This is a genomic window from uncultured Tepidimonas sp., assembly GCF_938045175.1.
In the GTDB taxonomy this organism is placed as follows: domain Bacteria; phylum Pseudomonadota; class Gammaproteobacteria; order Burkholderiales; family Burkholderiaceae_C; genus Tepidimonas.
This window is the reverse complement of the sequence record NZ_CALIND010000071.1, coordinates 1-7,300: the sequence shown is the minus strand read 5'-3', so window position 1 is coordinate 7,300 and position 7,300 is coordinate 1. Positions and strand designations below refer to the sequence as shown.

The following is a 7,300-nucleotide window of genomic DNA, read 5'->3' as shown; positions in this document are numbered from 1 at the left end:
GGCGTCCGGCTTCGCGGCGGGGGTGGTCTTCTTGCGTGGCATGGGGGCTCCTGAACATCGTCATGGTAGGCCCCTCACACAAAAATCCTGACACCCTCACACCCTGCGTTTTGATACGGATGGGGGTTTATAGCGCAATCGCGGGCGTTGTACCATCGGGCCCCGCCCTGAGGTCTATCCGAGCTCATGGTCGATCACGGCCGGTCGCTGCCGCCGGTCGACGCCAAACCCAGTGCCTTGAGTTTGCGGTAGAGCGTGCGCTCGCTCATCCCCAGCTGGCGCGCCAGCTCCGCGCGCGTGCCGCGGTGGCGCTGCACGGCTTCGCGCAGCGCCTGGGCCTCGCGCGTGCGCCAAGCGGTCGCCACGGGCGTGTCACCAGGGGCCACGACATCGGCCGCCGTTGGAGGGGCGAGCACTGGCTCGCGCCGCAGACCGATGCGGCCGGCGTCGATCGCTTCGCGCACGGTGTCGGCATCCAGCACCGGCTGGTCGCTCAGCAAGACGGCCCGCTCTAGCACGTTGCGCAGCTCGCGCACATTGCCGGGATAGTCGTAGGCCATCAGCGCCTGCAACGCCGCCGGAGCCAGCGTGCGCGGGCGCTGGGGATCGATGCGCTGCAGCAAGGCTTCGGCCAGCAGCGGCAGGTCCGCGCGGCGTTCGCGCAGGGGCGGCAAGTGGACCGGGAAGGTCGCGAGCCGGTAATACAAGTCCTCGCGAAACCGCCCTTGTCGCACCATCGAGACCAAATCGCGGTGCGTGGCCGCCACCACGCGAATATCGGCGTGGCGAATCTCGTTGCTGCCCACCCGCCGGTACGTGCCCGCCTCCAGCAGACGCAGCAGCTTGACCTGCATGGACAGCGGAATGTCACCCACCTCATCCAGAAACAGGGTGCCTCCGCTGGCGGCCTCGACCAAACCGGCACGCGCACCGCTGGCACCGGTGAACGCGCCGCGCTCATGCCCAAACAGCTCTGACTCAAACAGGCTCTCGGGGAGACTCGAGCATTCCACGGGCACCAACGCCTTGCCCGCGCGGGGACTGGCTTCATGGATGGCGCGCGCCACCATCTCCTTGCCCGTCCCCGACTCGCCCAGCAGCAGCACACTGGCGCGCGAGGGAGCCACGCGTGCCACCAGCGCCAACATGCGCTGGAACGTGGGCGAACGCCCAATCAAGCCCTGACGATCGGGCCGCCCGTGTGCGCCGGGCAAGGTCTCCATCTTTTCGACGAAGTACCCCGGTGCGCCGCCCTCACCCGGCAATGGCGTGAGCTCGATGTTGACATACTCCTCACCCACCGGCGTGTGATGCAGGTGCAAAACGTGCTCGCGTTGGCCCGACTGGCGCGCACGCGCCAGGGGACAGGTTTCGCCTGCCTGATCGCAGGGCACGGAGAAGTGATGCGACACCTCGTAGCAGCGTCGTCCCACCACACTGTGCTGCGAGCCGAAGGCGCGTCGGTACGCCTCGTTGGCCGCCAAGATGCGGTACTCGGCATCGAACAAGATGTGCGGCTCGGAAAGGTTTTCGAGATACGCCGTCAGTAGGCTCAAAGGTTTCATGACGCGAAGGACTGGCGCCTGGCGGTGACATTGAGCTGCCATTTTCTGTCACACGTGACACACCCGGTGCGTCCGGGGGGTTTTCTGTGCGAGGGTTTACCCGCGGGCGGAGCCGGTACACCCGCCACGGTGATGGCTGGCACGGTTTTTGTTACGGACCAAGAGGAGAAAACGATCACGGCAGAACCATGAACCCGACACCGACCCTCACGGAGCCAGGCCCTGCCCACTTGGCGGCGCGACGCCAATGCGAACCGGTCAACGGCACCCGGCTCGCCGGTGGGGATGCGGCGGCAGGGGGCTGACCATGCTGTTTCGGATCTTGCACGACGAAGCCAGCGGGGTGCTCAGCTACTTGCTGGGCGACGAGGCGACGCGCGAGGCCGTGCTGATCGATCCGCGCAGCAGCGACCGCGTCGTGCTGGACGCCGTGCTGCACGCCGAGCGGCTGAAGTTGCGCTGGATCTTGCGCACCCACGACCACGAGGGCGCGCAACCACACGAAGCGCGCCGCCTGCTGGCATGGCGGGTACCGCTGGTACAAGGGCGCGAGCGCACCGGGGCGACCGTCCCTGCCGACGGCGAACGGCTGCCATTCGGCAACGAGGTGATCCAGGTCATGCTCACACCGGGCCACACCCGCGACGGCTTGAGTTTTCGGTGGCGCGACCGCGTGTTCTGCGGCGGCTTGCTAGCCACCCAGGCCTGCCCTCTACAACCGCAGCCCGAAGACGCCGCCGCGTTGTGGGACAGCGTCAGGTGCCGCCTCTTTTCCCTGCCCGACGAAACGCTGCTCTTTGCCGGCCACGCCCGGCGCTCGCGCGTGGTCAGCACCGTGCTGGAGCAGCGCCGCTGGCACCCGCAGTTTGCCGCGCTGTCGCGCGACGCCTATCTGGCGCGCATGGCCGCGAAAGTGCGTGGCGTCGGCAGCGCAGGCAACGGCCGCTCGGTCGCTTCGGCCCGGTGAATGATGCCGCCGCCCAGGCACACGTCGCCGTCGTACAGCACGGCGCTTTGCCCCGGCGTGACGGCCCATTGCGGCTCGTCGAAGGCCAGGCGCACCCCCTCCGGGGTCAGCGCCAGCTCGCACGCGGCGTCCACTTGGCGGTAGCGCGTCTTGGCACGGTAGCGCCCCGAGGCGGGCGGCTCACCCGCGATCCAGCTCACGTCTTGCGCCAGCAGCCAGCGCGAGAGCAACCACGGGTGATCGTGCCCCTGCACGGCCCACAGTGTATTCGTGGTGGGCTGCTTGCGCGCGACGAACCACGGCGCATGCTCCCCCGGCCCACGGCCCGCCTCGTCGCCTTTGACCCCGCCGATGCCCAGCCCCTGTCGCTGGCCCAAGGTATAAAAGCTCAGGCCCACATGGCGGCCCACCTCGCGCCCGTGCTCGTCCACGATCGGGCCAGGCGTGGCCGCGAGATAGCGTTGCAGGAAAGCCCGAAACGGCCGCTCGCCGATGAAGCAAATGCCCGTCGAGTCTTTCTTTTTGGCGTTGGGCAAGCCAATGTCGGCGGCGATGCGGCGCACCTCGGTCTTGCGCAATTCGCCCACTGGGAAGACGGTGCGAGCCAGCTGGCTCTGCTCGAGGCGGTGCAGGAAGTAGCTCTGGTCCTTGGTGGGGTCGACACCCTTGAGCAGCTCGTAGCGGCCCGTGGCATCGTTGAAGCGCACGCGCGCGTAGTGGCCGGTGGCAATTTTGTCCGCCCCGAGCTGCATCGCATGGTCGAGGAAGGCCTTGAACTTGATCTCGGCGTTGCACAAGATGTCTGGGTTTGGCGTGCGCCCGGCCTCATACTCGCGCAAGAATTCCGCAAAGACGCGGTCCTTGTACTCGGCCGCAAAGTTGACGTGCTCGACGTCGATGCCGATCACATCCGCCACGCTGGCCGCGTCGAGCCAGTCCTGTCGGCTGGAGCAGTACTCGCTGTCGTCGTCATCTTCCCAGTTCTTCATGAAGATGCCGACTACCTCGTGGCCCTGCTGCTTGAGCAAGTAGGCACTGACGGCCGAGTCCACCCCGCCCGAAAGCCCGACGACGATACGTTGCTTGATCATGGCCCGATTATCGGGCCCCAAAGATCAGCCGTTCCCTCCGTGAGGTATTGTCATTGCGAATGATTTGCATTACGATCGGTGGTCGGCTCGTGGTGAGTCGCAAGGAGCCCCCATGGAATGGCAGACTGAACCCCTCGAACCCCTGCTGGCTGGAACGCTGGCCCTGCTCCATTTGCACGCGACGAGCGATCTCGATCGTCCCGTGTGTCCCAGGGCCGCCTTCAAGCTGGCACACAATCTGCACCGGCTGGCCAACCACCCGGCATGGAGCGACGCCATGGCCACGGTGCTGGCACGCCTGTCAGGCGCTTGGCGCGAGCGCGCCCATCAAGCCGCGATCGCGGGCGATGCCGACGGGCCGTCGGGGCGTGATGGCCCCCTGTATCACTGACGTAGCGCAACACCTTGGGAAACGGCGATGGAATGGATGGAAGAATACACAGCGGTCTGCCGCGAGTGGGCACGCGCGCAACGCCTCACCGAAATCTGTCAACGTCAGTGGTTGGCAGAGCGCATGGCTTTGGAGTCGGAATTGCTGCGGCTTCGGGGTGCGCTGCTGGTGTTGCGCACCGCTTGGCTGTGGGGGCTGAAGCCACAAGGGTCCTGCTGGCCGCGCCAACACCATGCCACGAGCGCGGCGCCAACATCTGACCGCACCGACCGTCTATCGGCTACCGCGATCGCACAGCGCGCGCTGTGCCAAGCCGGATGCCAAGGCCACGGCCACACGTGGCTAGGCGATGATGGTCGGTGCCGCCTTCTAGGCACGCCTTGCGACGGAGTCACCGCCAACGCCGCCCTTACGACGGCTCGCCCATGAGGCTTTGCAGGTAGTTGGGCAATCCTACCTTCTCGATCAGCTCGAGCTGGGTTTCCAGGAAATCGATGTGCTCTTCCGTATCTTCGAGAATGCCCTGCAACACATCACGGGAAACGAAGTCACGCGCGGCTTCGCAGGTCGCAATACCATCTTTGATGGTTTGCTGCGCCGCACGCTCCAATGCCAGGTCAGCCTGCAAAATCTCGGGTACGGTCTCACCCACCTGCAGCTTGCCCAAATCCTGCAAATTGGGCAGCCCGTCGAGCATGAAGATGCGCGCCATGAGACGGTCGGCGTGCTTCATCTCGCCGATCGACTCCGAATACTCTTTCTTGGCCAGCTTGGTCAAGCCCCAGTGGTCGAGCATCCGGTAATGCACGAAATACTGGTTGATGGCGGTCAGTTCGTTTTTGAGCTGGGCTTGCAGTGCAGCCAGTACGTCGGGCGAGCCTTTCACAGGGTTGTGCCTTTCATTGACGGGTAACGGGAACCCGACCATGTTACACGCTCTACCCGCTCGGCGCACAGCGTTCGGGAACCTGCACCCTCTCGAGGCTGCCCACCCACGGGCACGTCTGCACCCTCAGAGAGCAACGCCCAGCGCGGCGGGCGCTGCGGCGCCCCCCACGCCAGGCCCGGCGCCGAGCAAGCGCTGCGAACAGCGCGCCTGCGCCCAGATGTCGCGCGCGCACGCTTCGCAGCGCCCGCAACAGGTCGCCACCCCGTGCTCGAATTGCAAATCGTCGAACGCTTGTCCTTGCCGTGCGGCGGCACGGATGGTGCGGTCGCTGACGCGATGACAGATGCAGACAATCATGGCCAACGGTGCAAAATGGTCGTTACGTCAATGATACTGATTCCCATTTGATATGTAAAGGGTGGGCGTTCGCGGGCGTTGATAATGGAGCCCTGTGCCAACCGCACCCGCTCGAACCCGTCAGCCGCCCCCATGGAACTCTCCACCTGGCTCGCCCTCTTCGCCGCCTCCTGGGCCATCAGCCTGTCGCCGGGCGCGGGTGCCGTCGCGGCAATGAGCGCGGGGCTCAATCACGGCTTTCGGCGTGGCTACCTGACCACGATCGGGCTGGTGGCGGGCATCTGGACCCAGCTCGCCGTCGTCGGTGCCGGGCTGGGCGCGGTGGTAGCCGCTTCCAGCACGGCGTTCCAGGTCGTCAAGTGGGTGGGGGTGGCTTATTTGGTATGGCTGGGTGTGCAGCAGTGGCGTGCGCCCGCGCGCCCGTTGACGGCGGCAGCGGGTGCAGCGCCCGTGCGCGCGCGCGACGCCATTGTGCGCGGCTGGATGGTCAACGCCGTCAACCCCAAGGGCACGGTCTTTCTGCTGGCCGTGGTGCCGCAGTTTCTCGACCCCCATGCGCCACTCCTGTGGCAATACGTCATCGTCGGCTTGACGTTGGGCTTTACCGACTTGGTGGTCATGGGTGGTTACACGGCCCTCGCCGCGCGGCTGCTGGCGTCGCTGAAGTCGCCCGCATACATGCGGGCGCTCAACCACGTGTTTGGCTCGCTGTTCGTGGCCGCCGGGGCATGGCTGGCGGCGTTCAAGCGCGGGGTCTGAAAACGCTGGTTGGTTCGCTCAGCCCCGCACCTCGCCCTCGCCGAGCACGACGTATTTGAGCGACGTCAGCCCCGCGACACCCACGGGGCCGCGGGCGTGGAATTTGTCGGTGCTGATGCCGATTTCCGCACCCAGCCCGTACTCGAAGCCATCGGCAAAGCGGGTGCTGGTGTTGACCATGACGCTGCTGGAGTCCACCTCGCGCAAGAAGCGCTGGGCGTGGCGGTGGTCGGCGGTCAGGATCGCATCCGTGTGGTGACTGCCGTAGCGGTTGATCCAGTCGATGGCCTCATCCAACCCCGCCACCACTTTGACGCTGATGATGGGGGCGAGGTATTCGGTGGACCAATCTTCCTCGGTGGCATCGACCACATGCGCCCCCGGCACCGCCGCCAGCAGGGCTTTGGCTTCGGGGCAGCACCGCATCTCGACCCCTTTGGCGGCAAAGACGGCACCGATGCGCGGCAAAAACGCCGCCGCCACCCCGCGCGCCACCAGCAGGCTCTCGGTCGCGTTGCACGGGCTGTACTTTTGCGTCTTGGCGTTGTCGGTGACCTTGACGGCGAGGTCGAGGTCGCACGGGTCGTCCACGTAGGTGTGGCAGTTGCCGTCCAGGTGCTTGATGACGGGCACCTTGGCCTCGTGGCTGATGCGCTCGATGAGGCCCTTGCCGCCGCGCGGGATGATGACGTCCACGTACTGCGGCATGGCGATCAGCTGGCCCACCGCCTCGCGGTCGGTGGTGGGCACGAGCTGCACCGCCTCGCTGGGCAGTCCGGCGTCGCGCAGCGCCTGCTGTACCAGCGCTGCCAGCGCCTGGTTGGACGCGATCGCCTCCGACCCCCCGCGCAAAATGCAGGCGTTGCCGCTCTTGATCGACAGCGACGCCGCTTCGATGGTCACGTTGGGGCGGCTCTCGTAGATCATGCCAAAGACGCCGATGGGCACGCGCATCTGCCCAACCCGAATGCCGCTAGGCTGCTGCTGCAGTCCGATGACCTCGCCAATGATGTCGGGCATGGCGGCCAATTGCTCGCAGCCTTGGGCGCAGGTCTCGATGACTTTGGGCGTCAGGCGCAGGCGGTCCACCATCGGTTCGGCCAGGCCGCTGGCGCGGGCGCGCTCGACGTCCTGGGCGTTGGCGGCTTGCAGCGCGTCAACGTTGGCGCGCAGCAGCGCCGCCAAACCCCGCAAAGCGGCGTTTTTGTGCGCCGTGCTGGCCCGGGCCATCACGGCCGAAGCGGCGCGGGCCTGCCGGCCCAGCCCTTGCATCAAGTCGGA

The 7,300-nt window shown here is 66.5% G+C and carries 8 protein-coding genes; 3 read left to right on the top strand and 5 right to left on the bottom strand.

From position 1 onward, the window contains the following. Positions 1 to 194: 194 nt before the first annotated feature. Positions 195 to 1,565 carry a sigma 54-interacting transcriptional regulator gene (locus Q0716_RS03580; protein WP_299019738.1) on the bottom strand — a complete coding sequence of 457 codons (1,371 nt, stop codon included), beginning with the start codon at positions 1,563 to 1,565 and terminating at the stop codon, positions 195 to 197. A 307-nt stretch (positions 1,566 to 1,872) separates the two neighbouring features. Here Q0716_RS03580 and Q0716_RS03575 point away from each other — a divergent pair, with 307 nt between their 5' ends. Then, a complete protein-coding gene (locus Q0716_RS03575; RefSeq protein WP_299019736.1) occupies positions 1,873 to 2,532 on the top strand; it encodes a hypothetical protein in 660 nt (219 codons plus the stop codon). Here the strand turns inward: Q0716_RS03575 and mnmA are convergent. Further along, the gene (mnmA, locus tag Q0716_RS03570) at positions 2,454 to 3,623 is read right to left on the bottom strand and encodes a tRNA 2-thiouridine(34) synthase MnmA (RefSeq protein WP_299019734.1); all 1,170 of its coding nucleotides are present in this window, start codon (positions 3,621 to 3,623) and stop codon (positions 2,454 to 2,456) included. The genes Q0716_RS03575 and mnmA overlap by 79 nt on opposite strands. A 112-nt stretch (positions 3,624 to 3,735) precedes the next feature. Here mnmA and Q0716_RS03565 point away from each other — a divergent pair, with 112 nt between their 5' ends. Beyond that, complete coding sequence (locus Q0716_RS03565) at positions 3,736 to 4,014, top strand: hypothetical protein (protein ID WP_299019732.1); 279 nt, start codon at positions 3,736 to 3,738, stop codon at positions 4,012 to 4,014. Positions 4,015 to 4,423: 409 nt separating this feature from the next. On the opposite strand, the gene bfr is transcribed toward Q0716_RS03565, so the two are convergent. Together bfr and Q0716_RS03555 are read right to left on the bottom strand one after the other, a co-directional pair. Then, positions 4,424 to 4,900, bottom strand: coding sequence for a bacterioferritin (gene bfr, locus Q0716_RS03560; RefSeq protein WP_299019730.1), 477 nt, complete (start codon positions 4,898 to 4,900; stop codon positions 4,424 to 4,426). 126 nt (positions 4,901 to 5,026) lie between these two features. After that, on the bottom strand, positions 5,027 to 5,260 hold the full coding sequence (locus Q0716_RS03555; RefSeq protein WP_299019728.1) for a (2Fe-2S)-binding protein: 234 nt from the start codon (positions 5,258 to 5,260) through the stop codon (positions 5,027 to 5,029). Between the two features lie 132 nt (positions 5,261 to 5,392). On the opposite strand from Q0716_RS03555, the gene Q0716_RS03550 reads away from it, so the two are divergent. Then, entirely contained in the window at positions 5,393 to 6,019 is a 627-nt protein-coding gene (locus tag Q0716_RS03550) for a LysE family transporter (protein ID WP_299019726.1), read from the top strand. Positions 6,020 to 6,037: 18 nt separating this feature from the next. Here the strand turns inward: Q0716_RS03550 and Q0716_RS03545 are convergent, their stop codons facing one another. After that, complete coding sequence (locus Q0716_RS03545; protein WP_299019740.1) at positions 6,038 to 7,291, bottom strand: glutamate-5-semialdehyde dehydrogenase; 1,254 nt, start codon at positions 7,289 to 7,291, stop codon at positions 6,038 to 6,040. Between the last annotated feature and the right edge of the window lie 9 nt (positions 7,292 to 7,300).

Excerpts from the sequence above, each read along its gene's own strand:
- mnmA (WP_299019734.1), bottom strand. The coding sequence starts at position 3,623 with ATGATCAAGCAACGTATCGTCGTCGGGCTTTCGGGCGGGGTGGACTCG.
- Q0716_RS03545 (WP_299019740.1), bottom strand. The coding sequence starts at position 7,291 with ATGCAAGGGCTGGGCCGGCAGGCCCGCGCCGCTTCGGCCGTGATGGCC.
- Q0716_RS03555 (WP_299019728.1), bottom strand. The coding sequence starts at position 5,260 with ATGATTGTCTGCATCTGTCATCGCGTCAGCGACCGCACCATCCGTGCC.
- Q0716_RS03575 (WP_299019736.1), top strand. The coding sequence starts at position 1,873 with ATGCTGTTTCGGATCTTGCACGACGAAGCCAGCGGGGTGCTCAGCTAC.
- Q0716_RS03550 (WP_299019726.1), top strand. The coding sequence starts at position 5,393 with ATGGAACTCTCCACCTGGCTCGCCCTCTTCGCCGCCTCCTGGGCCATC.
- Q0716_RS03565 (WP_299019732.1), top strand. The coding sequence starts at position 3,736 with ATGGAATGGCAGACTGAACCCCTCGAACCCCTGCTGGCTGGAACGCTG.
- Q0716_RS03580 (WP_299019738.1), bottom strand. The coding sequence starts at position 1,565 with ATGAAACCTTTGAGCCTACTGACGGCGTATCTCGAAAACCTTTCCGAG.